Source organism: Clostridium sp. TW13 (assembly GCF_024345225.1).
GTDB classification, from domain to species: domain Bacteria; phylum Bacillota; class Clostridia; order Clostridiales; family Clostridiaceae; genus Inconstantimicrobium; species Inconstantimicrobium mannanitabidum.
In genome coordinates this window covers 1,683,166-1,708,102 of record NZ_BROD01000001.1, presented here as the reverse complement: position 1 = coordinate 1,708,102, position 24,937 = coordinate 1,683,166, and the positions used below count along the sequence as shown (strand labels likewise).

The following is a 24,937-nucleotide window of genomic DNA, read 5'->3' as shown; positions in this document are numbered from 1 at the left end:
AAATGAACAACTTAATCAAAATCAAAGATGTATCAAGCAAATATGACATTACAGCCCGTACACTGCGTTATTATGAGGACATGGGATTGCTGTCCAGCACCCGAAGTGATGACTATAAATATAGAATGTACGACGAAAATGCTGTTAGGAGGCTTGAACAAATACTAATTTTACGAAAGCTTAATATCAGCATAAAAGACATTCAACGTGTTTTCAATACTTCTGGTTCTGATGTAGTTTTAGAAGTACTAGGGAAAAAAGTAGAGAGCATAGACGACGAGGTTGCGCTTTTGCATGAGTTGAAAGAAATCGTGCTTGATTTTATACATGAAATCGAACAAGTGAACTTTGCAGACAACTCAGACATAAAATTGCTGTATAACAAGGCTAAAGAGATTGAAACACAGTTGATAAGCGTTGACTATATCGGCAAGCCTTCCAATATAAACCGATTGCTTGAAATAACGGAAAAATTAGATAAAAAAATTCCAGATATAATGGTTGTCAGGATACCGAACTTCAAAGCGATAACATGCGGCGATCAACCGTGGGGAGATATGTTTAAAGAGGGAGGGTATATGTACCAGTTATGGCAGTATTGTCATTTATATAAGAGTGTGATTTTCGATTGTTTTGATTTCTTACTTTCTAAAAATGATAAAGCTGAATGGATATGTGCTGTTAAAGATGGTGTTACCAATGCAGATGTAAGTCCTTTTAAATTGTTCGATTTTCCGGGAGGCTTATACGCTATGGCAGTCAGTATTGACGATGACAACGAGAGCATACGCAAAGTGGAAGATAAAGTTCGCGTATGGATTGAAAGCACAAATTTTGAGCTTGACAAAGATCGCAATGTTATGTTTAATATGCCTTATTTATTTGAAGATGGACGAGATATTGCCTATAAAGACATAGAAAAAGGACTTGGTTATAAGCAAATGCAAAGATATTTTCCCATCAAGCTAAAAGAAGGGATATAAAAATATACTATTACAAAGAGAGAAGGGGTTATATGGAAAATATTAAAATCGATTCATCACTATCATTTGGAGGTTATAATTGGCGTGTGCTTGACATACAAAACAATACGGCTTTGATTATAACCGAAGAAATTATAGAACAACGTCCATACCATGATGCTTATAAAGATATAACATGGTCTGATTGTGCGTTAAGAAAATATCTAAATGATGAATTTTATGACAAGTTCAATGCAAAAGATAAATCAAGAATAATTCCAGTAATAAATAAAAATCTTGATAATCAGTGGTATCATTCAAAAGGCGGACCAGATACCCAAGATAGTATATTTTTGTTAAGCCTTGAGGAAGTGTGCAAGTATTTCGGTGATAGTCTTTCGAAGCTGAATAATCCAGGAAAAAATCAAAGATATTGGTTTGAAAGAAAAGATAAAAATAATAGTAAGCGATTAGCGAAACTTCATGGTGGAGGGTATTGTTGGTGGTGGCTTCGCTCCCCAGGCCGCGTTAATGTAAAAGCCGTATACATCTTCGGGACTGACGGTAATATAGGTATCCAAGGCAACAATATATTGAAGGGTAACATCGGTGATGGAAAATGTATAGGCGGTGTCCGTCCTGCTTTGTGGCTAAACCTCGAATTGTAAATCTCGAGTCGCTTTTAAAGTGATTTTATTATAGTTATAGCATGAAAAAATAAATTAAAAGGAGAAATTTGAAATGAGCAAATATGAAAATGCAATGAAACTTATGGAGGAACGTTGTGGAAATGGCAAAGAAGAAGTTATTGCCCTTGCGACAATATCACTATCTTCGAATGCTGCTGGTAATCCACGCCCTGCAGTCCGTATGGTTTGTGCTTATTATGAAGATGGCGTATTTTATGTTTCTACAGATGCCAAAAAAAATAAAATGCTGCAAATTGAAAAGAACAACGAGGTTTCCGTTGCTGGGATGGATTGGTATGCTTTCCATGGCATAGCTAAAAATCTAGGTTGGGTCAAGGATGAAAAGAATGCGGAAATCAGAGCGAAATTTAAAAAGATTTTCAACTGGTTTGATGAAGTTGGTGATGAGGACAATCCGAACTCAATAGTTTTGCGTATATCTCTCACAGAGGGGACGCTTACTGATAACGAAAAAAAATACGGTGAGTATCAGTATGAAATTGATTTTATCAATAAAACGGCGAAATAAATCCGTAAGAATAAGCAGTTTCTAATTTGAGAGCAAAAGAATACCACTACGTAATTATTAATATTTTCTAACTTAATTTTCTGAAGCCCAACATTAAACAGTTTATTGTTAGGGTTTTGGCTTATTTGTAAGGTGTTAAAGGAATATATATTTTCTTACCATCAATGAAATAAAAGAGCTATAGTAAAGACTTGAAGTTGCTAAGTGTACAATTTTTCGTGACTTAGATACATTAAATAAGTCAGGAATTCCTATAGTTACATATTCGGGTATTGGTGGGGGCGTATCAGTTGTTGAATGATGCAAAGAAGGTGTATCTATGAAGGATACTCCTTCTTTTATGGAGAAATCTTTTTCAATAAAGCATGAAAAGCAAAGAAATTATTAATATTTGTAAATAATATACGTCATACAGTTGTCGCATATCTTTATATATAATAAAATTAGAATTAATTATGAAGATTTATTTGGAGAGTATTTTATGGAAAAAATATATTTATCAAAAGAGCAATTAAGAAAATTCTTAATTGTTTATCAGGGATTACATTATCCAAAACAATTTAAAAGTTATACCGGTATTAAAGAATTTGTTAAAAGAGTTGGATGTCTACAATATGACCCATTAAATGTAGTAGGGAGAAATATAGATCTTATACTACAATCTAGAATAGAAAATTATAAACCTAATATGTTAGAAAAATTGATGTATGGGGATAGAGAATTAATAGATGGATGGGATAAAATGATGTCTATCTATTGCACTGAAGATTGGGCATACTTTGAAAGAATAAGAAATAGAAGGAAGTCAGAGCTAGAAGAATTACTTAAAAGACGAAATTCAAGTGAAGCAATTACCTATGTTGATATAGTAAAAAAATATATTTCTGAAAATGGTGCATGTTTACCTTCTAAGATAGACTTAGGGGAAACTAAACTATGTGGATGGGGACATGGAAAGTTTTCTAGTGCTACTATGGATTATATGTTTAATATAGGAATCTTAGGAGTTAAAGAAAAGAAAAATGTTCAAAGAGTTTATGACCTTATAGAGAATGTACTTCCAAAAGAAGTTTTCCAAATGAAAGATCCTTTTGATAATGATAGGAGTTTTTATAAATGGTACTTCAAAAGAAGAATAGGTAGTATAGGAATATACTGGGATAGAAATGGTGGTGGATGGCTTGGACATTTCGTTTCAGAAAAGAAATTAAGGAATGAAATATTACAAGAGTTATGTGATGAAGGAGAGTTGCTAAGGGTTTATGTAGAAGGAGTTCATGAGAATTTTTATATAAGAACAGAGGATTCACATATTTTAGCAGAAGCAGAACAGAATTTTCATAAAAAAGTAACCTTCTTAGCTCCGCTTGATAATCTTCTTTGGGATAGAAAGTTAGTAAAGGATATTTTTAATTTTGAATATAGTTGGGAAGTTTATGTACCTGTTTCTAAAAGAAAGTATGGATATTATGTGCTGCCAGTATTATACGGAGATAAAATAATAGCAAGGTTTGAACCTGAAATACATAGGGGAGATGCACCTCTAGTAATAAAAAATTGGTGGTGGGAAGATAGAAATGCTGTCACTGATGAAGTTATAAATGAAGTTTATGATTGTTTCGCAAGATTTTGTACATTCTTAAAATCAAGTGGTCTATCAGATGAATCTTATAAGGTAATATTGGGTAAATAGTAATAATTATAAAATTCAAATGTATTTTTAATATATATTAGAGAGTATTAAATATGTTTCTAAAAGATGATGAGAGTCAGATAGCAGATGACTTTATACAAGGCACCAATAGTTGGACTAGCTTGCAAGGAAATCAGCAAATAAAGGAGCTTTCTTGCTATTATGGTGGTATGACACCACCAGATAAAGCACATGTTTATGAGTTTCATGTTTTTGCATTAGATAAATTGCTAAATTTACAAAAAGGTTTTCTGTTAAATGAGCTATATCATGAAATGGATGAACATATTTTAGACCAGTATACATTAAAAGGGCTTTACGAGAATTAAACCAGAGGTAAGAGGATTCAGATTTAAGCTTTTTTCTGTTTTTGTGGTTACATAATTATTTTGATTATTAAGAGTATAAAGTTTAGAATCAGGTGAAGAAATTATAGGGGGAATAGTATGATAATAAAACCTACAGTAGAAAAGATAGACATTCTATGTAAATCAGATATATTATTTAAAATCACTAATGGACAAAGCAAGCTTAAAATGAAGTATGTAAAAGACATAAATAACAATATAAAAATAGCATATTACTTAAATGACATTCCACTTATACTATACACTTCGGAATATTGTCCAACTTGTGCAACAATGATTGCATTGGCAGAGGGTAGAGAAGAAGTTGATGTGGAGATTATAAAAATTCTTGATAACATAAATAGTATTCATGGACTAGAAGATGGATTTGAGAAAATTAAATCTATACTAAGCTTATTAGATGATGGGTACTATGTATTAAAGGAAATGGAGTTTTATCCTACAGATGGAGATGATAACTTCTTTTGGAGATTAGATAATAGCGCCAATCATATTGCAGCAAGTGCTTATTTTTATCATTGGGAATATGGGACTATTGTTACAGAACCAAAGTTTTTATTACCTTCACAAGGGACTAATATTTATAATAATGACAGAGTAGAATATTATAGAAGAAAAATAAGGAACAACGAGGTTTTATACGGACTTGCAATAGATTTTAGAGGAGCATTGGGATTATTGATTGATGGACATCATAAAGCAACTGCCTCTTATTTAGAAGGAAAATCTATTAAATGTTTAACAATAATGAATGTATTTCCATATGAAAATTATAATACAAAAGAAAGCGGAATAAATTATGGTGTAAATAATGTGAAGTATTCTGATATTAAAGCTTCTGAAGAAATTATAAAATTTTATGATAAAAAAAGAGATATAAAAGAAGATTTAGTATATGAAGAGGTTTATTTAGAAGATAAATGTTATAAACCTATAAATATTGGTAAGCCTAAAGTTAAGTTTCCAAATTATGAGTATTATGCTTTATCTAATATTGCAGAGGATATTTCTGAGGAGAAAATTAAAGCTTTATTAAGGTATAGAAGTATAGATAATTGTGATGAGTTAAAAGAAATATTTTATAATTTAAGAGTTCATAATGAAGAAAGAGCTAGAACTTTGAGCTTTTCTATTTTAAATTCTGATATGTTTAATGGACTTTGGGAAGAGTGTATATTATTTTTATCTCGTTATAAGGATGATGAAGTTCAAGATTTATTTGTAAAGTTATTAGTTGAATATGATAGCTTTACCTTTGGATATGATGCAATTAGAGATATTATAGATAATTATTTCAGAGAAATATAGAACTTTAAAATGTTGATTTAAAATTAAAATTGACCCGAATAGGGAATAGCTTTTAGCCTAGTTTTTGAACGAAAATCTAATCTTTTTTACTTACAGTACGGTGAACCGTGCCACAAGTAAATGAGATTTATAGTCTTAGGTGTTTATATAACTTGCCTAAGGCTATTTTTATTAATAAGAATAATGAAATCTAAAAGTGCTTTTGGAGCATATATTCTATACTTTCCTCTACAAACCAATATCTACTTTGGTGTATGTTTGCATTCCAATCTTATGTGATAAAAAACAATAAGGAATTGTTTTTTGCATAGTTAATAGTAATTTGTTGTGCTAAAATATGTAATAAAATACAAATTCGATTTGGAGGTAAAAATGAGCGAATATGAATTCAGATTAATTACTATTGATGATATATCTGAAATGGTTGATTTGCTAATAGATAGGCAAACCCTTGAGAGTGAAGAGCTTGCCTTACTAAGGAACAGTTGCCTTAATACAACATATATCACAGATTCACTTGAAAAATTGTTTACTAGTAGTAAAGTTATTGGTATAGGAGCATTTGATAATGGTAAACTAGCAGGATATATAATTGGAGAGATAAAGATTGATAATAGACGAGGCAGGCATGTATGGATCCCATATGAAGGAATTGCAATCAGATCAGATCAATCCTCTGAGCTTATAAGAAATCTCTATGCGAAGGTTGCTATTTTATGGCTTGAACAAGGATGCTTTATGCATTATACTATAGTACCTCTTGGAAACCAGGTATACTATGATGCCTTCATAAAATTAAGCTTTTTTATTGAGCAAGTACATGGGGTAATGAACATAGAGGAATACAAGCCTTTTGAAAATGTATCTGATGCAAAGATTAGGGTTGCTAATAGAATGGATAGTGAAACAATGGGGAATATGTACACTATAATCCAATCATATCAAAATTCATCACCTTGCTTTGCGCCTGCTTTACCTGAAGTATTAACAGATATAAAAAACGGATATAAGTGTGCGGTAGAGGATGATGACGCAATGATCTTTATTGCAGAAAAAGAATTGAGGGGGTTAGGATTTCAAGCATATTGGCCTATTGCTCCTGATTTAATGGTACCTGATAATGGGGTAGAGTTGAGTGTTGCTGGCACTTACTATTCCCAAATGGGAAATGGGGTTGGCAAAAAATTGATGAACGAAGGCTATAGGATTATGAAAGAAAAAGGGTATAACAGTATAGTAGCAGATTGGAGAATAGCCAACCTTGCTTCCTCAACATTTTGGCCCAAGTGCGGATTTAAACCAATAGCTTACAGAATGGCTAGATGCATTGACAGTAACTTAGCATGGGCAAACTTTAACAACCCTAGTGTTAACCAGTTGTAGCCAATCCATTTAACTGATTTTTATCTTATTTAGTTTAATTATAGTACTTTATATATATAAAGTACTATAATTAAGCAGATTATTTTAGTGTGCGAAATAATTAGAATTTTAGACTGTAATAAGGCTAGTGCTTTCTTACAGTCTTTTTGCTATATAAAAATAGATTAGCTGATATTGAAATGAAAATGCTTTTAATAAAAGACTGTATAGTTGTAAGTTGGTGCTTATCAATATCTTCTTCAAAATTTTAGAATTTAATAATACAAAAATCACAAAATAATATCAACTATATGAGTTATTGCTTTTACAAAATATGTTATAATAGAAGAAATAATTAATTTTCCAAAGTGAAATAAATAGTAATTTATGTAGATTTTAGTGATGTGTTCATGATTAAGAAGGTATAAATATAAAAATACTAAGGGGGATATATGTTATGGCACACATAAAGGCAAATGGCATACAAATTGAATATGAAGTTTTTGGGGAAAAGACGAATCCTACAATAGTACTTATTGCAGGAAATGGTGCTCAGTTAAACTTTTGGGAACCAGATTTTTGTGAAATGCTTGCAAAGGATAATATACAAGTTATACGCTTTGATAACCGCGATGCGGGATTGTCTACAAAATTCGATTCAGCTGGTATTCCTGATATGAAAAGCATATACCAAGCAGCACAAGATGGAAAACCAATTAAGACAGCATATACATTGGAAGATATGGCTGATGATGTGGCTGGTTTGCTAGATGCATTGGAAATAAAGAAAGCTCATATCTGTGGTGCTTCTATGGGAGGGATGATTGCTCAGGTTTTTGCCTATAGGCATCCTTCCCGTATATGTAGTTTAATTTCTATTATGTCATCCACAGGTAATCCGAATAATCCTCAAATATCACCAGAAACATTGGCGATTGTTACAGCAACACCTCCAGCTGAGCGGGATGCATATATTGAATATACTTTACGTATGTGGAAAAATATTTGGAGTAAGGGATTTCCTTTTGAAGAAGAACGCGGAAGGTGGTATTGTGAAGAAAGCTATGATCGTTCTTATTATCCACTAGGATCTATACGCCAAAATGCAGCGATAGTTGCTAATGGGGATAGGAGACAATACCTTTCATTATTAACAATTCCAACTCTAGTAATCCACGGAACTGAAGATCCATTATTTCCAGTTGAAGCAGGAAAAGATACTGCACGCACAATACCTAATTCTAAATTACTTTTAATCGAAGGAATGGGGCATGACATGCCTAAGGGTACATGGCAATGCATAGTGGAAGCTATTGCTAGTCAGATAAAAGATACGTGTCATTAATGTTAAGGACGAAAGATATTTACTATGCTCACAGAAAATAGATTGTTTATTATCGCAAATTCAAATTTAAGATTGAGTAATATAAATAGTGATTTAACGAGGTAATATTGTGAATGAAAATAAATATATGTAATCACGATTGTACTGAATTATGGGATGGCGTCCTATATAAGAGGTTATCTAATTATCCTAATATAACCGACTGGGAAATGAAAAATATAATTGATTTTATAAATTATGAGAAATTTAATGGGAGAAAAACTGAAATAATATCCGATAGTGATGATATTATAGAAAAAATAAATAAAGCATTATTAGAACCAGAAAAATATTCAAATCCCAATAAACCAAAAAAGATTACAGAATGTACTGCGTGTAGGTATAGAAAAGGATGTATGACACAATTTATATGCCACACATCACCATTAGAAAATGCAATAAAAATATTTGAGTGTGGAAAATTATTATCAGCTGTAAATGCAAGAAGATTGCCTGCTGAAATACTGGCTAAAGAACCTAGGAATGCTGCAAATGACCCAGCGGATTTTTTCCATTATGTGATGTTTACATGGGGAAATTGTCAGGCAGGTGATAGGTTGGTTATGGAAAGAAAAATGGACAGACCTCCAACTGATGAAGATATGGGAATTAATTTAACGCCTGGGATAAGATTTTATTTTGAATATGAAAAATTAGAAAAACATCCTAATGCAATTCATGATGGTTTTTTACCTATAAAGGTAAAAGATGAAGTAGTCATTGCTGATTATGTAAATGCTATTATAATTCCAGAAGAATATCAAAAAATAGTTGAAGAAATTATTCCATATGATTTAACAGATAGAACATATTATATAAATAATAATTGTAAGGATGTTTGGGATTGGTCAGAAAAAGTATATTCATTTATTGAAGAAATAAATACTGTGTCATAAGAACAAATTTTAATTTGAAGGGGAGATATGTATGTGTGGAGTATGTGATAGAATTCAAGAAACGCTTGAAGGGAAAAACAGATATTTTGTTAAGGAATTAGCAACTGGTTATGTCGTATTAGGGGATTATCAACGTTTTAAAGGATATACTTTATTTTTATGTAAGGTACACGCTACTGAAATACATTTTTTAGAGAAGGATTTTAGAGAGAAGTTCTTAAATGAAATGTCATTAGTGGCTGAGGCTACATACAATGCATTTAAGCCTGATAAATTAAATTATGAGCTATTAGGCCAAGGAGACGGAGTGCATATGCATTGGCACTTGTTCCCAAGACGTGCAGGAGATACACCAAATCCTGGACCTGTTTGGAAATTATCAAAAGAGGAAATGTACAGTGAGAAGTATATACCGTCTGATGAAGAACTGGAAGAAATGAAAAAGAGTTTAAGAACAGAGTTAGAGAAATTGCTTTAAACAGAACGATAAATTCTAATTTGTAGATCAGATTATATATAAACAATAAAATAAATAATTAAAATTTAAAGGAGAAATAAATTATGGCAACTTGGATTACTCATATGATGATAGTAGACAATCTATTTAAAAAAGGCATTAACTTGGATGAAAGAGGTTTTGCTGTAGGAAATATTGCACCAGATTGCAATGTTGAAAATGAAGATTGGAGTGAATTTACGCCACCAAGAGAAGTTACACATTGGATGAATGGGAAAAGTAAACTGACAGCAGATTACGAAAGTTTTTTTGATGAATATATCAAAGATAAGGAATTTGATTCTAATGAACATATTTCATTCCTATTAGGATATTATTCTCACCTAATTACTGATGTTGAGTTTCAAAAATTTGTAAGAGATGATGAGCGTGTTAAAAATATATTTAATAGAGTGAAAAGCAAGGAGAACTTATATAGAGAAATTAGAGGTTATTCTGAGGATTCTGATACTTTAAAAAAAGTGTTTGGAAAGCAGAATATCTTTAATGATATCTATGTACAGGAATTTAATTATTTAAAGGCTAATCCTAATTCAAAATATAATACTATTTTAAATAGAATAACTGATTTTCCTGATTATTTAGATTATCTGCCCAAAGGTGCTATAGCTAGAAAAATTATCATTGCCAAAGATAATCTTGATGTAAAGCAACAAAGAGATGAATATATATTTTTTTCAGAACATGAATTTAAAGAATTCGTGGAAAAAACAAGTAGTTTAATATATAAATTGATTAGTGATAAGGTGCCAGTAAATTATAGATAATTATTAGTTGCATAGATATTTTTATATCATTGCTATTACCACGGGTTCAAAATGAGTTGTTAAACTCTTATCCTAAAAAGGATAGCTAATTTTTAAAATTAAAATCATTTATAATTCGAATTATATATAATACTAAGATAAATGATTGGGAGAGAAAAAAAAATGAAACTTATATATAAACAAATAAGTGAAAATGAGTATGCTGTGGTACGAGAAATGTTACTTAAAGATATGAAAACAAATGAAAACTTTTTATGGGCATTACATAATCAACCAGAAACACTGGCTGTTGTGTATATAGAAAGGGAAATTGTTGCAGTAGCACTAATAATACCAGGAAAAAAAGTATCTTGCTTAATCGTATTTGCGGCAACACAATATAGACGAAAAGGAATAGGGAAATCTGTGGTTCAGTATTATGAAAATAAACTGTGTAAAGAAACAAGCAAAATCATCACAAATTTTCATGCTGATAATGAGATGTCCAAAAAGTTCGCAAGGAAGTTGGGCTATGAAAGGAATTTTTCAAGTGCTTATATGAAACACACACAAGGAAAATTTGCAATTGGTGAGTTACCTGTAAGGTTATATATTGATGAAGACTACCCAAAAAGTCATGCTTTGTATGCACAGGCTTTTCATGAAATGCGCATCAAAGTAGGTGATTTCCCAGATTCTATAGTTGAGCAGCCAAGTGAAAGAAATCGTGAAGCGTGGAGTGCAGATACAGCCAATCGTTTTACATACGAAGAAAATGATGAAATTGCTGCACATGGACATTTAGAAGGAAATGAAATGGGTAGCGTATCAGTGAGAACAGATTTACAAGAACAAGGTATAGGAAAAAAATTTGTGATGTATTTATGCAATGAAATATATAATCGAGGTTATAAAGAAGTGGTATTATGGTGTGTTATTGGAAATAATGCTAGGGAATTATATGATAGTCTAGGTTTTAGAGAGCTGTACATAGCGGAATTCGCTTACAAATGTATTCAGCCCCCAAAAACCATGAATATCTAATATCAAAACTAGTATGGAGATTATGAGTATATCATTTATGCTTGCAGAGCTCTAGATTGTAGAGGTGGTTATTTATACTTGAAAATTTAATGCCTTTTACCAAGCTGTTCAATTGTATAATTCTCTTTAAGCAATAATCACTTCACCTTTTCCAACAATCACAATTCTATAGGTAGGTTCAAGAGGAATCAAGCTATAATTCTCTGATTTAGGGGATAAATGAATAGATTGTATTTGTCGTTGCTCTTCATCAAAAATTGCCACATAAACACCACTATCAGGTGATATATTTTGAATAGTATAACGATTTTTTGGTGTAACATTGAGGTTAGATAATTGATAAACACCTTCTTTAAATGAAGTTGTTGCAAATGCAGGAATTAATGCAATAGAATTAAAGAATAAACATACTAAAATTAATGTTAGTGCAATATTTTTTTTCATGATATAAAATCATCCTCCAAATTATTAATATAAATTTCTCTATCTAATCAATAAATACATCTCCATTACCAACTATCGCAATTCTGTAATCAGACTTAAGTGGTAACAAATTATATTTTCCTGATTTTGGTCCTAAGCGTATAGCCTGCATTTGCAGTTGGTTTTCATCAAAAAGAAGTACATAAACACTATCTTTCGGAGATACATTTTGAACACTATATGTATTTTCAGATGAAAAGTTAAAATCAGCAGCTTTGTAAATGCCTTCTTTAAAAACATTAGCAGCAAATGTACAAGTTGTTAAATTAAATAAAAAAAATATTAAAATTAAGAATGTTAGTAAAAACTTTTTCATAATACGACCACCTTAAGATTTTAGTTTAAGCAATAAGTATGAACGATTTTATTATGTGAAACTTTAAATTAAATATTCAAATTTTATTATGGTGCTTCAATGAAAAGAATTTACTTTAGTTCAGTTGAAAGTATTGTAAAATTAAAATGAATAGATTGTATTTAATGTTGCTATTCATAAAAAAGAAGTATATAAACGTTAATTTTCCAGGATACATTTTGAACGTTATATGTATTTTCAAGTGAAAAGTTAAAAGCAGTCAGATTGTACTTTTGAAAATTAAATAGTATAGTATTTTTTGAATATGTTATAATTAAAGTAGAGTAGTAATCACAAGATGAACTGTTGATTAAGTAACCATATGTCATTATACGAAAGGAATGATAAGAATGACAGAAATAAAAATGTGTCAAAGTTGTGGGTTGCCGTTTAACAAAGAGCATGCACATTTCATAGCAATAGAACAAGACGGAAGTAAAAGTATTTACTGTACAAATTGTTATAAGGACGGAAAATTTATTGATCCCAACATATCTATGGAAGAAATGGTTGAAACAATTGTACCTATTTTAGGAAGAACCATAGGAGAAGATGAGGCAAGAAAAGAAATGACAGCCTTATTACCAACTCTTAAGCGTTGGATATAAGTATAATTCAAGTGAAATTTAATAAATAATATTTTTCTATATTAAGAATTAATAAAAATAAATAACAAATTATAAAATCGTATTTTTCAAGAGATTGAATTTACGATTTTTTTATTACTCAATTCTAAACTACTAGCTTAATTTTAAAAAGTAACCAAAGAAAAATGCTTTAACATAGAATGAGCTACCTAATCTGTTTTTAGGTGACTCATTTTTTTATGAGTTAAATATGAGATTGTTTTAATAAAAACACTAATGCTATTATGTAAATAATTATATAAGATATAAAAAACTTGGTTTTGAATATGTTAATACTAAATTAATACCATATGTGTAGATTTGACGCAGTAATTAATGGATAAGGTCTTTGAAAATTGAATAGTGTGACATTTACAAAATATGCTATAATTAACCAAAAGGTAAATTATCATTAAAGGTTGAGTAATATAAATAGTAATTTTGTGAGGGGAATACATGGTAACAAAAATGAATGATGATAAATGCGGATTTATACAGAACTTAGATAAGTTGCATACAACTGAGTTGGGAATTGGACGAATTAAAAAGAATCTTTTTTTAGATGTGGACGATGTAGTAAAATGGTGCATGGACAAAATACTAAAATCCAATGCCATAATAGTTAGAAGAGGAAAGAATTGGTATGTACACATAGATAATTGTGAAATAACAGTTAATGCATATAGTTATACTATTATTACCGCTCATAAGATAAAAGAATAGATTGAAATTCTAATGAAATATTATACCAATAAATAGTAATCTGTAGTGGTGAATAGTGTGAAAGTATTAGTAATGAATTGTAGTCCAGTGAGAAATGGAGCAACTGGTGAAATAGTAAATATAGTCATTGATTGTTTGAAAGTAAGATATGATGTAAGAAGTATATGTATTGATGATTTTGATATTAGTTTTTGTAAAGGATGTAGAACCTATCATAATACTTCAAAATGTATTCAGCATGATGATATTAATAGGATAATTAGAAGTTGTTATACTTCGCAATGTGTATATTTGACGTAGTAAGTTATAAAAATGCTCTTTGAAATTTGAACAATATGGTTTTTACAAAATATGCTATGATAAATGTAGAATAGTAAATTATGATGAAACATTTACTAATTTTAGAAAGGAATTTATTATGTTTGACTTTGATATAAATTATCCTTCACCAAATTATAAAACTTATATTGAATACGTCTATGAATTTTGTAAAGATAATGGATTTTCAATGATTTTGAAAGGTTCTTTAGCAAAAGGTACAGCAACAAAATTCTCAGATATTGATTTAATAATTTTAGGTGATTTAGATTGCACTAAAGTTGATGAAATAATTACACTTTATGGTACTCCAGTAATGACGAACTTTACCGAAAATCCCAAAGGTATTATAATCTTGGTTTATCAAGATACGACTGCTGTAGATTTAGATATAAGAAAGACAATTTCACAAGAAGATTTGATAAACAGTAGAGTTCTTTTGAAATATGATACAAACTTTATCATTGATAATAAAGAAATTATAAGAAAACAAGTAGAATCTAGTTACATACCTACTAGACCAGAATGGTATAAGGCATTAAGGTTATTGCATAGAGGAACTATAAAGTATCTATCTAATAAAACTGACAGTGCATATGATTTACTAGAAGAAATTAAAGAGAATATTATTTCATTGAATATTACTAATTTAAGTTTTAACAATAACTTTGAAGATGATATTAAAAGTATTTTTAATAAATTTTGCAAAGAATATAAAGTGGATTCCCAAATAGAAGTTCTTTTTAATAATCTTTTCAAAGAATTTTAAGACGGAATATTCTTTAATGATTAATTAATAAAATTAAAGACTAAATTGTAAAATCGTTTATTCAAGAGATTGGATTTGCGATTTTTTTAATACTCAATTCTAAGAGATTATTAAGCATTACTTTAACAGTAAAAGTAATGAGAAAGATGTTCTTTGAAAATTGAATAATTAGATGTTTATAAAATATATTATAATTGAACTATAATGGTAAATTATTGTGTCATAACAATAAATATAAATAAAATGTTAAAGGTTGCAGTTGGAACAAACTTTGATGGAGAGGATTAGAGAATGGAAGATACAATTGTATATTTACTTGAGAATGCTTGCAACTCGATAAAATATCGGTTAAAATCAGAAGTTTTAAACAATATTACTCATGATGAGAAAATTGAATTGCAAAAGCAAATCTTAAGTGAAAAGAATGTAAAAGAAATTATATCAGTACAAAAGGCTGATGGTTGGATTGGGAATGGATTTCATGGCTCAAATGCACATGCCCCTGGTATGCTTAATCAAGAAGGCGGACTGAAGTACTTAATAGAAAAAGGTATCCAAAAAGATAATCCAATTATTGAACGTGCCATTTCTTCATTCTCAAATAGAGACATAACGGACTTATGTTATCGGACAAAAGGAAAACTTGTAGATGAATATGTATACCCATGTATTGGGCATAGACTATATATTACCACTATAATTGCTCATGCAGGTTATGAGGATAAGGTTGATATATCAAATAATATTAAGCTGGCATTTGATTCTTTTATATCAGTATTAAATATTGACAGTATTGATGATTTGTTAACTGTATATAAAGGTAAGTTATGTTTTAGAGATGGAATAAAGTGGCCATGCATATACCATTTGAGAACACTTGCATATACGAAGTCTTGGAGGACCCATAGAAATATTCAAAAACTAGCTGATTCAATAAATAAACTTATCGAAATACTTCCCTTAGTGGATAATGATATATATACAAAATATAAATCTCAATTAGTGGCACCTTCAGAGGCGTTTATAAATCAACCATTTATTCCTTCATTTAATAATAATGATGTATCACAAAAATGGTTTGAAAGGATGGAACTCCTTGCAAAATGCGGTGTATTTCCATATGTGGATAAGCTTCAAAGTGAACTTACTTTAATGAAGGCGGAAGCTTTAATGAGTAATGGTATTTTAAAACTTTCAGTGAACCCCAAAAACTTAAGCAGCTTTAAGGTTTGGGGACCATATGGTGGTTTAGCACTAGAGGAGAATTGGCGAATAAAAAATAGACAATGGAATGATTTAACCTTCAGGATGGTTTTAATATCTCATTATTCAGAAATAATGAAGTAACCTATTGGGGTTAACAAATTCTAAATGGACGCTACGTGAAGGACAGTATAATGCTCAGGTAGCAATAGTTGTTTATGGGTTTACTTACAACTTATTTATTTTTAAAGACTTTCGTATGGCAATTACTATAAATATATCAGTAAATTCTGACTAGCATTCCCATTGTGCCTAGTGAATAAGCTTGGATCGTAAACAACTATGCAGTAAACTCTTTTATGGAACAAATCCACCGAAAATTATCAATATTGTAGAGTGCATTAACTACTACAATAGGAGAAGGTAAAAGTTACTTTTATACTAGTTTTAATCCTCACTATGCACAATATTAGTGATATATTATATTCTTTGTACTAATTGCAATATAATGTTATTAAAAAGTTGTTTCACTTCCAACATGTATAAGTTATGTTATAATTTACTTATAGATTGTATATACTCTAAAAAGATGATACATACAGCCTTGTAGGATATTATGAACTTAAGATTAAAAATGTGAAACAATAAAACTTACATAATGGAGGGGGATATAATGATAAATCATCAGGAATTAGTAAAAGAAATAGCTCAAGATTTGTATAAAGATAATAATGTTTCAGCGTTAATATTATATGGCTCGGTTTCAAGGCACGAGGAAAGTGCTAATAGCGATATAGACCTGTTGGCAATAGTCAATGAAAATCACCTTCAAAAAAGACATGTGGTACGGAACGGCATTACTGTGGAATTCGTTGAAGAGTCTTTGGAATTTTTACAAAAAAAATGTATTGAAGCAAAGGAAATACCTATACTTTTTGCGTTAGTGGAAGGAATTGTCTTGTTCGATAAGATTTCAATAACTGAACAATTAATTGTGGATGCAAAAAAGATTCTTGAAGAAGGACCACCAGTAAACGTAAGGTGGGAAGAAGAAGGATACCGAACAAAAAAACGGTCGGATTTAACTGAAATATATTTAGATTTATTGGATACTGACGATCAGATCGTGTTTAATTATCTCGTTTCGATATTAATTACAAGCGCAATTCCAATGTTAACCGAAATCAATCATCTATGGTTTCAAACAAGAAAGAAAACCATTAGTTATTTGAAGTCCCAATATTTTGACGGTTATAAACATATCGAAACTCTTTTAAATCCTGTATGTTCATTGCAAATAAAACGCAAAGCGGCAAAAAACTTAATTGACTATATATTTAAGCAATATGGAGGAATTCTAGAGGGCGATGCTATAATATTTAGAATAAATAAGATATAACAAAGTGTTATATCTTACTTATTCTATTGTTAAAGCTAACTTATTTCATTTTTGGGGAACATTAATATGGTAAAGAAATCAATTTTAACGATAAGTAGTAATTTGTGGAGGAAGTAGTTATGCATATTGAATTTAGAAAATTTAGTGAATTCCCAAGAGGAACTATGTTTGAACTGCTCAAAGATAGTTATTCTTGGGAGAGCAGATATGAAAGAGATTGGATAACAAACTGGAAAGAAGCAGATGATTTTTTTTATGATAATTTACAAATAGCAGATGAATGTGGTTTTATAACAACATTGGATGATGCTCTAATAGGTTTTATATGTTGGGATCCAAGAAAAATGCCTGAATATATAGAAATTGGTCATAATTGTATTGCAACGAAATATAAAGGCAATAAGTATGGAAAAATGCAGTTGCAAGAAGCAGTTAATCGAATAACTAAAAAGAATGTTAAAAAGATTATAGTTACAACTGATGAACAGTTATTGCCTGCACAAAAAAATTATGAGAGTGTTGGTTTTAAATTTGTAAAAAAGTGTGAAAATAAATGGAATCCAGAATATGCTGGAAAATTAATGGATTATGAAATGATATTGTAAAGATAAGAATTCCAATTTATAGAGTTAAGTATATGAACAACTTATGATTTTAAGAGGTAAACTATATGATTCCATATAGTTTACCTCTGCATATAAAATGAATAAGCGGATTGATTATAGATAATAAAGAAGTTCACATTATAAGAAAATTATGCATTAATTAGGCTACTGATTATGCTTATTAGCTATGAATAGGTAATTGAAAATCCAATCTGTGAAACTTTCTCAATATGTCCAAATTGGATGTGATACATTGTGCACTTCCATAATAATTTCCGATTGCTTGTTCAGCGCTACACCACCGTTTGCCATCTGGATGTGGGTTATTCTTTTCAAATGCATTGGCTTCCTCCTCAGGCATCATATGAAATTCATTCGTATTGTGCAGTGTGTCAACTATCGTATCCAGATTTATATCCACAATGTTTTTAAGTGACGGATAATGCTCGCTTTTAGGCGAGCCGATAAAGTGTACTGGCAATGGTTGCCATAAGGCCCATGTTTCCGATTCAAATGATGCCAGGTCAAATGATGTCGGGTCATAATCAGGGAAGCCATTAAGGAGTGTTTGTCCGCACAGCTTATACTTGGCTTTCAGAGCTGCCGCCTTTTGGTAAATATCAGAGCTTTTGTCTGTATATTTGAGTATAAAGTCTGAAAGGCGTTTGGTTACCCCTATGTCGGCTTCCGTGGCTTTCTTGGGGTCATAATGAAACCATGGCAAATGGGCAAAATCATTGTTGGTGGGGATTCCTTGCATGCCCACCCAGCCGTTTTCCGACAAATACGTGCCCGAAGCAAGGTATTTAATTATACCCATTACTATCTTATTTTTTATGTTGCTAACATAAGTGCCTGTCGTATCCAGGTAATCCAACGCAATGCATACCGTATAGGGGGAAGAATTAGGGTTCCAGTTATTGCACTCGATGTTGTATCCAAAACCGCCATCCTCATTCTGGTAACTGGACAGAACTGAAAGGAAATCCTCACAGCTCCCATTTTCAAAAAGATATTTCCACTTAGTAAAATCAAGCGGTCTTGCGCTGCGGTAGACCAGCTTTCTCAATTTAATAAAATCATCAAGCGATAGTTTTTTCAACACATTTACCTCCTGGGTATTATATAAATTAGCAGTACTTCATAATTGTTTACAGTTATGAAATAACCTTACAATATAATAATATCATTTAATTACATACCTTGGAATAAACATTTTCAAGCCTTTCTGCTACTCATTAGTGTGTAAATTTGAAGAAAAGCTAAAATAGATTGTTACAAAAATAATTTCAGAGTAAAATTTTATTGTTTTAGATAGTTTCATATCTTTTACTTGACAATTTGAATTAATAATCTTATACTTTAAAAGAAAATTTAATAATAAAACCGTTTTAGGATGTGGATTTTTCTAGAGAAATTCTATTTTCGCCACACAATTATTTCATGTAATAATTGTGTGGCTTTTTTGCGTTCTAAAGAAAGGAGAGTAATTTTGAAAAAATGGTATTATGCACTAATTGTTTTCTTAGGCGGATGTTGTTATGGGATATTATCAACATTTGTAAAGCTTGCTTATTCAGCAGGTTTTTCATCAACAGAGGTAACAGGGGGGCAATATTTTTTTGGAACAGTACTTATTTGGATTGTTGCTCTATTTACAAAAAAGAAAAAATTATCATTAAGGCAAACTTTAAAGCTTCTTTTATCTGGAGTTCCATTTGGGTTAACAGGTTTGTTTTATTATCAATCATTAAAAACACTAAATGCTTCATTAGCAATAATCTTTTTATTTCAATTTGTTTGGATTGGCGCAATATTTGATTGGATATTTAATAAGAAAAAACCTAACAAACAAAAGCTTATATCCATAGGTATTGTATTGATTGGCTCTCTTTTAGCTGCAAATGTTATTTCACAGAAAAGAGAAGTTTTTTCATGGCATGGAGCAATTTGGGGATTGCTTGCTTCGTTTACTTATACAGGATTTATTTTTCTTAGCGGTTCTGTTGAGAAAGATGCACCCCCAGTATTAAAAAGTGCACTTCTTTCAACAGGAGCCTTAACAGTTGTATTTTTATTATTTCCACCAAAGTTTTTATTTGACTTTTATGCACTCAAAGGACTAACTCAATATGGATTGATACTTGGGTTATTTGGAGTTTGTCTTCCGCCACTTCTATTTTCAATTGGAATGCCCAAGGTTGGTCCAGGGCTTGGAACTATACTATCTGCTTCTGAACTTCCAGTAGCTGTGACTTTGTCATCAGTAGTTCTACTAGAGCATGTTAACTCGATGCAATGGACAGGGGTAATACTTATATTTACAGCAATTATAGGTAGTAATATATCAAGTGATAAAGATGATAGAAAATTATCTAATGACGTATAAGAAAATTATGGCTTAAATAGCTGTTTATAGATGGTCGTATTTTATATAACTATTCTTTGAAGTTTGTATATGGTAGCCTTTAATAGATGATGTCTTCTCGAAACAATTGATTTATTCCTTATTCCTAACTCATTGGTTTTTAAAAATACTAAGCTAAAAACCTTAACAGCAATTGTGAAGCCCCAGAATATTCCGTCCAAAGCTATAGTTAGAAAACTTGGTTTTGAATATGTTGATACTAAATTAATACCATATGATGGCCATAAGTGTAAATTCGACTATTATAAATTACATAATTGCAATTCGTAATATGTGGATTTGATGCAGTAATTAATGGAGAAGGTTCTTTGAAAATTGAATAGTGTATTTTTACAAAATATGTTATAATTAATACAGAATAATAGAATATTGTATATTACATTTCAAAACAGAATGCTATAACTTCTTGGTTCACTGGGAGGAAGAGAAGGGAGGATTATAAACATAATTAGAAGTTATTTTACTTCACATTCTTAAATTATTAATTAAATAAAAATAAATATTAAAAGGAGTAGTTGAAATGAACTACAGAATTGAGCAAAAAGATTCGTTTACTATTGTAGGTGTAAAGAAAAGGTTTTCCAATATTGAAGGTTTAGGTGATAACATTGGAAGAATGTGGAGTGAAACCTCAGCAGAGACATTTGAGCAAATCGCTGGAATGGGAGACACTGAACCATATGGTTTATTAGGCGTATACAGTGGAATGTATGATGACAATACAACTGACTACTATATTGCCACCATAACGAAAAAAAGCTGTCCCGAAACATTGTGTGAACTTGAAATACCATCTCTTACATGGGCAATATTTGAAATAACCGGTCCTATGCCTACAGCTATGGCAGAAATTTGGGGAAAGATTTTTTCAGAATGGTTTCCTACATCTGGTTATGAGCATGCAGAAGCTCCAGAAGTGGAATGGTACTCAAGAGGTGATTTGAGTGCAGCTGACTACAAAAGTGAAATTTGGATACCAGTTATTAAAAAATGAAGTTCTATACCTAACAAACATTTTCGGTACCAAGATTGATGCATAATATTCTTAAATTATGAATGAATAAAATTAAAGACTAAATTGTAAAATCATATTATTCAAGAAATTAGAAAATATAAGGTTGATGATATTGAGTCTGTTTTTCATTTGTTAATTGGATTGAAAAAACATATGGCAAGTTCACCAATTTACTTACCTTTAATCAAAGTTAAAAGTTATAGAGATATTTGTGAATGGTTGAAGAATCCTGATAATTCGATATGGCTTGGAATTTATAAAGGACAAGTCGTATCAATAATGGAGATAAGCAATAAGAAATCAAATGATGCTCAAATTCTTTCTGATGAAGCTACAATTAGCATTGGAGAAACATATACGCTAGAGGAGTTTATGGGATATGGAATTACAAAGGCTATACTTCATAAGGTTATTGAAGAATATTCAAATAAGGGCTACAAAAGGTGTGCAGTGGTTTTTGAGTCACAAAATATTAGTGGAAGTGATTTTTGGTTAAAGTATTTCACACCTGTCTGCTACTCATTAGTTCGTAAAGTTGATGATAGAATTACTTGGGCAAATAAAAACAGAAACATAGAGACAATGTTATATTAAAATGAACTACCTAATCTGTTTTTAGGTAGCTCATTTTTGTTTATGAATTAAGTACGAGGTTGTTATAATAAAAACTCCAATGCTATTATGTAAATAATCATATAGTAATTCACAATATTCTTAAAGTACGTAGTAAGTGAAAGAAAAAATAAATTTTTAAAATTTGAGCAATGCATTTTTGCAAGATATTCAATAATTGATTCATGATAGTAAATTATGATGCAATACGAGGAGGAAAATTAAAGAAATGAATGATACAGAATTAAAATTTGGTATTCAATCTGATTTATCAATATTTGCTGATACGTTAGTTGAAATGACATGGGAAGAGGTAAAAACAGCAGGTGAAAGAGGAGATAGTGTTATATTTCCAATTGCAGTTGTTGAGGCTCATGGACCTCATATGGATTTAAGTCCAGATATTTATTTTGCATATCTATTTAGTAGATATCTTAAAAAGAATCTATGGACAAAAGGTATTAATACTGTTATTGCACCACCATATTATTGGGGAATTAATAGTGCAACTGCGAAATATCCAGGTTCTTTTACAGTACGTCCAGAAACATTTAAAGCGATTATGTTTGATATTTTTAGTTCCCTTAAAGAGTGGGGATTTTCTAAGGTGTTTATAGTAAATGCTCATGGAGATAATAAACATACTGATGCAATTGAAGAATCTATGAATGAGATTAAGCAAAAGTTAAATATGCAAGTTTATCGTATGGACAACTTAGATATACAAATAGAAAATGGACCCGAATTTCCTAGACAAAGAGAAGATCGCTTTGAGCCGGATATACACGCTGGATCGATTGAAACAGCATCAATGTATGCATTTTATCCTCAAAAAGTTAGGAAGGAAATTGCTTTAAAATTGAAACCACAAAAAGGATTTGATCCTTTTGCATATTGTGGAGATCCTGCTAGTTTTATTTTGGAAAAAGATATTATTGAATACTTTCAAGCAGATGTTGAGTTGGATTCTTTAAAAATAGAAACTATACTTAATAATGATAAAGTAATTTGATTTTTATAAAGGAAGATTATCTTAAATAATTTAATAAAGGATGGCATAATAGAAGAGTTAAATAAAAAAGGAATAAATCAAAGGACAAAAGAACAGAAGGTTACTTAATAGAAATGTTAAGAGCTAATAGATTGTGTGAGATAGATTTTGAAAGAATGAAAATTAAAATAATAAGTTATGATCTAAAATAAAGGTGAAAGATTATGTAATACCAATTTTTTAATTATAATGTTGGTATTATATTTATAACTAAGATATAATAATAATTGTAAATTATTGTGAAACAAAGATTGTTTATATAATGAACGGGAGATGGTATTTTGAAAGAAAATAAAATATTAGTTCAAAATAAGGTGAGTTGGGATTTTATTGCCGATGAATGGTTTGGGTCAACTTCACTACCTACATATGGTCCAACTTTACCAAAGGAAGATACTTTGAATTTGTTTAATTTATTAGATAATAAAAAAGTTTTAGATATTGGTTGCGGTAGTGGACATTCTTTGCTATATACAGCTAAACGGGGTGCTAAAGAGTTATGGGGGTTGGATTTATCTTCAAAACAGATAGAGAATGCAAGAAAATTTCTATCGGAAAATAACATAAATGCAAATTTATTTGAGTCACCTATGGAAGAAAATCCGGGAATACCAGAAAATTATTTTGATTTTGTTTACTCGATATATGCATTCGGGTGGACTACCGACTTAAAGCAATCCATAGATTTAGTTCATAAATACTTAAAGAAATCTGGTGTTTTTATATTCTCTTGGGATAACCCATTGATGCAGTGTATAGAAGCAGAAGGCAATAAATATACGATTTCCAAGTCGTACTTGGATGAAGCAACTATTGATTTAACAAAAGGCAACCAAGCAATGAAACTAAAGAACTGGAAATTATCTTCATATATCAATGAACTGGCATCAGCAGGATTTAAAATTGATAAGTTGATTGAAGAAACTGATAAGGATATTCTTACCCAGGAACATGATTTTACACTAAAATACTATTCAAAGCACAAAGCTAAATTAATTAATACTTCGTTTATTATTAAAGCAATTAAATTATAAAACTTGCATAGCATGAGAATAGCCGTTAAGCGAAATCTTACTATTTGTTTTTTATGAAGTAATTTTATAACAATTTTAAAATATAACTAAATATTTAAAGGATATGTTCTTAATCAAGATAATTAAAAATATATCTTATAAAATTATATTTCTATATATATTTTGCGAGTGGAATATTGACGATGAACCGTATCATAAATAAGTGCAGTTTTTCTAAACTTGGATGAATGTATGGTAGTAATGTAAAACTAGCCTACACCATAAAACCCTGGATTAATTAGATTAGTCTGGGTTTTTTCCTTATGCATGAGCTTAGAATTATTTATAGTGAACTATAAGTAATGGTGTAACTTTTATAATAACTATAGTTAAAGTATACAGGATTAATATGTAAAATATCTCTTGATTTCTAAGCATATGTAATATACAATGAAAACGTAACATATACAAAATTTGTATCAAAAATAAAGAAGTTAAAGGAAGTTCTGTAAGATGTAGATTGCTACTTGCTAATTAATTTTCAAAATTGAAGATTAGAATAAGAGAAGTTTTTAAGTGCCTAATCTGTTAGGTTTTTTGTGTACTTCTTTTGAGTTAGTAAGTAGAAAGTATCATTTTATAGAACTAGAATATAATTTAATTTTCGGATATTAAGAGATAAACAGACTCCATTGGTGTTTTAAGCTTGCTTATCTTAAATAATGATATGATTTTTTATCATACTTAGTTTAGTTAATACTTCATATATATGAAGTATTATAATTAACAGGTTATTTTAGTGTGCGAAATAATTAGAATTTTAGACTGTAATAAGGCTA

The 24,937-nt window shown here is 30.2% G+C and carries 27 protein-coding genes; 24 read left to right on the top strand and 3 right to left on the bottom strand.

The annotated features are described in order from the left end of the window. Positions 1–2 precede the first annotated feature (2 nt). The 12 genes from OCU47_RS08350 (at position 3) to OCU47_RS08295 (ending at position 11,498) form a co-directional block, all read left to right on the top strand. A complete protein-coding gene (locus OCU47_RS08350; protein WP_261828140.1) occupies positions 3–983 on the top strand; it encodes a helix-turn-helix domain-containing protein in 981 nt (326 codons plus the stop codon). 32 nt (positions 984–1,015) lie between these two features. Beyond that, a complete protein-coding gene (locus OCU47_RS08345) occupies positions 1,016–1,630 on the top strand; it encodes a DUF6273 domain-containing protein (protein ID WP_261828139.1) in 615 nt (204 codons plus the stop codon). A gap of 73 nt (positions 1,631–1,703) precedes the next feature. Beyond that, entirely contained in the window at positions 1,704–2,180 is a 477-nt protein-coding gene (locus OCU47_RS08340) for a pyridoxamine 5'-phosphate oxidase family protein (protein ID WP_261828138.1), read from the top strand. Between the two features lie 481 nt (positions 2,181–2,661). Beyond that, positions 2,662–3,873 (top strand): DNA glycosylase AlkZ-like family protein, encoded by a 1,212-nt coding sequence (locus tag OCU47_RS08335; protein WP_261828137.1) that lies wholly within the window; start codon positions 2,662–2,664, stop codon positions 3,871–3,873. Between the two features lie 53 nt (positions 3,874–3,926). Beyond that, positions 3,927–4,202 (top strand): YbhB/YbcL family Raf kinase inhibitor-like protein, encoded by a 276-nt coding sequence (locus tag OCU47_RS08330; RefSeq protein WP_376778032.1) that lies wholly within the window; start codon positions 3,927–3,929, stop codon positions 4,200–4,202. Positions 4,203–4,319: 117 nt separating this feature from the next. Further along, complete coding sequence (locus OCU47_RS08325; RefSeq protein ID WP_261828136.1) at positions 4,320–5,549, top strand: cytoplasmic protein; 1,230 nt, start codon at positions 4,320–4,322, stop codon at positions 5,547–5,549. A gap of 372 nt (positions 5,550–5,921) precedes the next feature. Beyond that, positions 5,922–6,932 (top strand): GNAT family N-acetyltransferase family protein, encoded by a 1,011-nt coding sequence (locus OCU47_RS08320; RefSeq protein WP_261828135.1) that lies wholly within the window; start codon positions 5,922–5,924, stop codon positions 6,930–6,932. Between the two features lie 436 nt (positions 6,933–7,368). Then, entirely contained in the window at positions 7,369–8,256 is an 888-nt protein-coding gene (locus OCU47_RS08315) for an alpha/beta fold hydrolase (protein WP_261828134.1), read from the top strand. Positions 8,257–8,369: 113 nt separating this feature from the next. Next, positions 8,370–9,191, top strand: coding sequence for a hypothetical protein (locus OCU47_RS08310; RefSeq protein ID WP_261828133.1), 822 nt, complete (start codon positions 8,370–8,372; stop codon positions 9,189–9,191). 31 nt (positions 9,192–9,222) lie between these two features. Next, complete coding sequence (locus OCU47_RS08305; RefSeq protein WP_261828132.1) at positions 9,223–9,669, top strand: HIT family protein; 447 nt, start codon at positions 9,223–9,225, stop codon at positions 9,667–9,669. Positions 9,670–9,752: 83 nt separating this feature from the next. Next, positions 9,753–10,475 (top strand): zinc dependent phospholipase C family protein, encoded by a 723-nt coding sequence (locus OCU47_RS08300; RefSeq protein WP_261828131.1) that lies wholly within the window; start codon positions 9,753–9,755, stop codon positions 10,473–10,475. A 162-nt stretch (positions 10,476–10,637) separates the two neighbouring features. Beyond that, entirely contained in the window at positions 10,638–11,498 is an 861-nt protein-coding gene (locus OCU47_RS08295) for a GNAT family N-acetyltransferase (RefSeq protein ID WP_261828130.1), read from the top strand. Positions 11,499–11,624: 126 nt separating this feature from the next. Here the strand turns inward: OCU47_RS08295 and OCU47_RS08290 are convergent, their stop codons facing one another. Next, positions 11,625–11,942, bottom strand: a complete 318-nt coding sequence (locus tag OCU47_RS08290; RefSeq protein WP_261828129.1) for a hypothetical protein — start codon at positions 11,940–11,942, stop codon at positions 11,625–11,627. Between the two features lie 43 nt (positions 11,943–11,985). Beyond that, positions 11,986–12,297 carry a hypothetical protein gene (locus OCU47_RS08285; protein ID WP_261828128.1) on the bottom strand — a complete coding sequence of 104 codons (312 nt, stop codon included), beginning with the start codon at positions 12,295–12,297 and terminating at the stop codon, positions 11,986–11,988. Between the two features lie 389 nt (positions 12,298–12,686). Between OCU47_RS08285 and OCU47_RS08280 the strand changes: the two genes are divergently transcribed. The 7 genes from OCU47_RS08280 to OCU47_RS08250 all read left to right on the top strand — a co-directional run bounded on the left by OCU47_RS08280 (position 12,687) and on the right by OCU47_RS08250 (position 17,979). After that, entirely contained in the window at positions 12,687–12,944 is a 258-nt protein-coding gene (locus tag OCU47_RS08280) for a zinc ribbon domain-containing protein (RefSeq protein WP_261828127.1), read from the top strand. Positions 12,945–13,418: 474 nt separating this feature from the next. Next, the gene (locus OCU47_RS08275; RefSeq protein WP_376778031.1) at positions 13,419–13,685 is read left to right on the top strand and encodes a DUF3781 domain-containing protein; all 267 of its coding nucleotides are present in this window, start codon (positions 13,419–13,421) and stop codon (positions 13,683–13,685) included. 57 nt (positions 13,686–13,742) lie between these two features. Then, positions 13,743–13,985 carry a flavodoxin family protein gene (locus OCU47_RS08270; protein WP_261828126.1) on the top strand — a complete coding sequence of 81 codons (243 nt, stop codon included), beginning with the start codon at positions 13,743–13,745 and terminating at the stop codon, positions 13,983–13,985. A gap of 118 nt (positions 13,986–14,103) precedes the next feature. After that, a complete protein-coding gene (locus tag OCU47_RS08265; RefSeq protein WP_261828125.1) occupies positions 14,104–14,772 on the top strand; it encodes a nucleotidyltransferase domain-containing protein in 669 nt (222 codons plus the stop codon). Positions 14,773–15,063: 291 nt separating this feature from the next. After that, a complete protein-coding gene (locus OCU47_RS08260; protein WP_261828124.1) occupies positions 15,064–16,119 on the top strand; it encodes a hypothetical protein in 1,056 nt (351 codons plus the stop codon). A 529-nt stretch (positions 16,120–16,648) separates the two neighbouring features. Beyond that, the gene (locus tag OCU47_RS08255) at positions 16,649–17,374 is read left to right on the top strand and encodes a nucleotidyltransferase domain-containing protein (RefSeq protein ID WP_261828123.1); all 726 of its coding nucleotides are present in this window, start codon (positions 16,649–16,651) and stop codon (positions 17,372–17,374) included. A gap of 119 nt (positions 17,375–17,493) precedes the next feature. After that, on the top strand, positions 17,494–17,979 hold the full coding sequence (locus OCU47_RS08250) for a GNAT family N-acetyltransferase (RefSeq protein ID WP_261828122.1): 486 nt from the start codon (positions 17,494–17,496) through the stop codon (positions 17,977–17,979). 181 nt (positions 17,980–18,160) lie between these two features. On the opposite strand, the gene OCU47_RS08245 is transcribed toward OCU47_RS08250, so the two are convergent. Further along, positions 18,161–19,081, bottom strand: coding sequence for a hypothetical protein (locus OCU47_RS08245; RefSeq protein WP_261828121.1), 921 nt, complete (start codon positions 19,079–19,081; stop codon positions 18,161–18,163). Between the two features lie 390 nt (positions 19,082–19,471). Between OCU47_RS08245 and OCU47_RS08240 the strand changes: the two genes are divergently transcribed. The 5 genes from OCU47_RS08240 (at position 19,472) to OCU47_RS08220 (ending at position 24,119) form a co-directional block, all read left to right on the top strand. Then, the gene (locus OCU47_RS08240) at positions 19,472–20,368 is read left to right on the top strand and encodes an EamA family transporter (RefSeq protein WP_261828120.1); all 897 of its coding nucleotides are present in this window, start codon (positions 19,472–19,474) and stop codon (positions 20,366–20,368) included. 559 nt (positions 20,369–20,927) lie between these two features. Continuing rightward, positions 20,928–21,401, top strand: a complete 474-nt coding sequence (locus OCU47_RS08235; RefSeq protein ID WP_261828119.1) for a GyrI-like domain-containing protein — start codon at positions 20,928–20,930, stop codon at positions 21,399–21,401. Between the two features lie 174 nt (positions 21,402–21,575). Further along, positions 21,576–22,016, top strand: coding sequence for a GNAT family N-acetyltransferase (locus OCU47_RS08230; protein WP_261828118.1), 441 nt, complete (start codon positions 21,576–21,578; stop codon positions 22,014–22,016). Positions 22,017–22,263: 247 nt separating this feature from the next. Next, positions 22,264–23,046 (top strand): creatininase family protein, encoded by a 783-nt coding sequence (locus OCU47_RS08225; RefSeq protein WP_261828117.1) that lies wholly within the window; start codon positions 22,264–22,266, stop codon positions 23,044–23,046. A gap of 320 nt (positions 23,047–23,366) precedes the next feature. Continuing rightward, positions 23,367–24,119, top strand: coding sequence for a class I SAM-dependent methyltransferase (locus OCU47_RS08220; RefSeq protein WP_261828116.1), 753 nt, complete (start codon positions 23,367–23,369; stop codon positions 24,117–24,119). Positions 24,120–24,937 lie beyond the last annotated feature (818 nt).

What these genes read in the sequence shown, in the direction of transcription:
- OCU47_RS08290 (WP_261828129.1), bottom strand. Translation starts at nt 11,942, where the DNA reads ATGAAAAAAAATATTGCACTAACATTAATTTTAGTATGTTTATTCTTT.
- OCU47_RS08230 (WP_261828118.1), top strand. Translation starts at nt 21,576, where the DNA reads ATGGCAAGTTCACCAATTTACTTACCTTTAATCAAAGTTAAAAGTTAT.
- OCU47_RS08320 (WP_261828135.1), top strand. Translation starts at nt 5,922, where the DNA reads ATGAGCGAATATGAATTCAGATTAATTACTATTGATGATATATCTGAA.
- OCU47_RS08255 (WP_261828123.1), top strand. Translation starts at nt 16,649, where the DNA reads ATGATAAATCATCAGGAATTAGTAAAAGAAATAGCTCAAGATTTGTAT.
- OCU47_RS08310 (WP_261828133.1), top strand. Translation starts at nt 8,370, where the DNA reads ATGAAAATAAATATATGTAATCACGATTGTACTGAATTATGGGATGGC.
- OCU47_RS08325 (WP_261828136.1), top strand. Translation starts at nt 4,320, where the DNA reads ATGATAATAAAACCTACAGTAGAAAAGATAGACATTCTATGTAAATCA.
- OCU47_RS08275 (WP_376778031.1), top strand. Translation starts at nt 13,419, where the DNA reads ATGGTAACAAAAATGAATGATGATAAATGCGGATTTATACAGAACTTA.
- OCU47_RS08300 (WP_261828131.1), top strand. Translation starts at nt 9,753, where the DNA reads ATGGCAACTTGGATTACTCATATGATGATAGTAGACAATCTATTTAAA.
- OCU47_RS08250 (WP_261828122.1), top strand. Translation starts at nt 17,494, where the DNA reads ATGCATATTGAATTTAGAAAATTTAGTGAATTCCCAAGAGGAACTATG.
- OCU47_RS08315 (WP_261828134.1), top strand. Translation starts at nt 7,369, where the DNA reads ATGGCACACATAAAGGCAAATGGCATACAAATTGAATATGAAGTTTTT.
- OCU47_RS08235 (WP_261828119.1), top strand. Translation starts at nt 20,928, where the DNA reads ATGAACTACAGAATTGAGCAAAAAGATTCGTTTACTATTGTAGGTGTA.
- OCU47_RS08265 (WP_261828125.1), top strand. Translation starts at nt 14,104, where the DNA reads ATGTTTGACTTTGATATAAATTATCCTTCACCAAATTATAAAACTTAT.
- OCU47_RS08335 (WP_261828137.1), top strand. Translation starts at nt 2,662, where the DNA reads ATGGAAAAAATATATTTATCAAAAGAGCAATTAAGAAAATTCTTAATT.
- OCU47_RS08305 (WP_261828132.1), top strand. Translation starts at nt 9,223, where the DNA reads ATGTGTGGAGTATGTGATAGAATTCAAGAAACGCTTGAAGGGAAAAAC.
- OCU47_RS08225 (WP_261828117.1), top strand. Translation starts at nt 22,264, where the DNA reads ATGAATGATACAGAATTAAAATTTGGTATTCAATCTGATTTATCAATA.
- OCU47_RS08350 (WP_261828140.1), top strand. Translation starts at nt 3, where the DNA reads ATGAACAACTTAATCAAAATCAAAGATGTATCAAGCAAATATGACATT.
- OCU47_RS08260 (WP_261828124.1), top strand. Translation starts at nt 15,064, where the DNA reads ATGGAAGATACAATTGTATATTTACTTGAGAATGCTTGCAACTCGATA.
- OCU47_RS08330 (WP_376778032.1), top strand. Translation starts at nt 3,927, where the DNA reads ATGTTTCTAAAAGATGATGAGAGTCAGATAGCAGATGACTTTATACAA.
- OCU47_RS08345 (WP_261828139.1), top strand. Translation starts at nt 1,016, where the DNA reads ATGGAAAATATTAAAATCGATTCATCACTATCATTTGGAGGTTATAAT.
- OCU47_RS08295 (WP_261828130.1), top strand. Translation starts at nt 10,638, where the DNA reads ATGAAACTTATATATAAACAAATAAGTGAAAATGAGTATGCTGTGGTA.
- OCU47_RS08285 (WP_261828128.1), bottom strand. Translation starts at nt 12,297, where the DNA reads ATGAAAAAGTTTTTACTAACATTCTTAATTTTAATATTTTTTTTATTT.
- OCU47_RS08340 (WP_261828138.1), top strand. Translation starts at nt 1,704, where the DNA reads ATGAGCAAATATGAAAATGCAATGAAACTTATGGAGGAACGTTGTGGA.
- OCU47_RS08280 (WP_261828127.1), top strand. Translation starts at nt 12,687, where the DNA reads ATGACAGAAATAAAAATGTGTCAAAGTTGTGGGTTGCCGTTTAACAAA.